This is a genomic window from Salinisphaera japonica YTM-1 (genome assembly GCF_003788585.1).
GTDB lineage: Bacteria > Pseudomonadota > Gammaproteobacteria > Nevskiales > Salinisphaeraceae > Salinisphaera > Salinisphaera japonica.
In genome coordinates, this window is sequence record NZ_AYKG01000059.1 from 1 (window position 1) to 1,526 (window position 1,526).

A 1,526-nucleotide genomic window follows, 5' to 3' on the forward strand; every position below is an offset into this window, starting at 1 on the left:
AATAAAACGCTTGCCGAAATCTCGGTGATATTCAAACATATCTTATGACGACACGCCCTAGGGCGAGACCTGGCGGGTCGGCATGACAAGTATCTCCTGGGCATTGACGTGCCCGGGCTGGGCAAAGGCATAGACCAACGACTGGGCGATGTCTTCCGGGTGCAAGGCATCAACCTTGTCGCGGCGCTCCTGCATGGCCTCTTCGCTGACGTTGAAGCCCCAGTTGGTATACACCGCCCCCGGCTCGATCAAGGAGACACGGATCCCGTCGCCGCCAAGCTCCTTGCGCAGGGTGTCGTGAAAGCCCACGACCGCGAATTTGGTCGCACAATAGACCGACCAGCCCGGCACGCCGTAGCGCCCGCCGACGCTGGATACGGTCGAGATCATGGGAGCGGTCCGATTCTTCATCATCGGAATCGCGGCATGGGTGCAGTTGATCACGCCGTAGAGATTGGCATCGATCTGTTTCTTCCATTCCTCGGGCTTGGAATCGGCAAACGGATCGTTGTAGCCCACGCCGGCGTTATTGAACAACAGATCCACGCCGTCGTAGTGCTGGCCCACCGTTTCGAACAGGCGTTTGACGTCGTCGGCATCACCCACGTCGCAGGTCACGGCACGCGCATTGCCGCCCAGTTCCTCGGCCAGCGCCTCGATCTTGTCAGCGCTGCGGGCCACCAACACCACCTGGGCGTTTTCGGCCACCAGAGCGCGCGCGGTAGCGGCGCCGATGCCGCTGGAGGCGCCGGTGATGATGCAGACATTATCGGTGAGATCGCGCATTTCCATCTAAGTCTCCTGGTACGAATTAATCACTGTGTCCTACACGTAATTAGATGGCGCGCAATCGAATAAGTTCAAGACCGATCGACGTCATCGCGCTCGATGAACGTCAGCCGCTCGTAGTCTTTTTCGATCCGCTCGGCGGCGATCACGCGGCCGTGCAACACCCCGTAGACGCCGGGCGCCACCAGACGGGCCGCCATGATCGCCTGGGCCATATTCTGCGTGGCATCACTATCGGCCACGCGATACGGGCGCATGGCGCCGGTGAGGATGATCGGACACGTTGGATGCGGGATCTGCTGGGCGATCGCGCGTGCCGTGGTGGCCAGGGTATCGGTGCCGTGGGTCACGACGATGGCATCGGCCGTGCCGGCCTGTTCAATCGCCTGAATGCGTGCCACGACCGCGGCCCGCTCATCGGCCTGCATGTCCAGCGAGTCCACGGCCATCAGGCGCTGGATATCGATCGCGATATCCGGGTGCGTCAGCCCATCGACAAGATGCTCGATGACCGGCTGTCCCAGCACCAGCCGGCCTTCGTGGGCGTCATACGTTTTTTCGATGGTGCCGCCGGTCGCCAATAGGCACAGTCGGAACCGGGTTGCTCGAGACGCGTTCATCCTAGGGCCTGTTGCCGTTTCATACGAGCGCCGCGTTGGAGACCGCAAATCGTGTTCTGCAAGGCGCGAGTCGCCGCATCGTGGCGTGCCACGATCAAGACTCGCAACGCCGCAGGG

2 protein-coding genes are annotated in these 1,526 nt (G+C 61.7%); both read right to left on the reverse strand.

Annotation, left to right across the window (positions count from 1 at the left end; genetic code table 11):
- Nucleotides 1-57: 57 nt before the first annotated feature.
- Complete coding sequence (locus tag SAJA_RS13680; protein WP_123659234.1) at nucleotides 58-792, reverse strand: SDR family oxidoreductase; 735 nt, start codon at nucleotides 790-792, stop codon at nucleotides 58-60.
- Nucleotides 793-860: 68 nt separating this feature from the next.
- Nucleotides 861-1,409: an asparaginase domain-containing protein gene (locus tag SAJA_RS13685; RefSeq protein ID WP_123659235.1), complete on the reverse strand. Its 549-nt coding sequence runs from the start codon at nucleotides 1,407-1,409 to the stop codon at nucleotides 861-863.
- Nucleotides 1,410-1,526 lie beyond the last annotated feature (117 nt).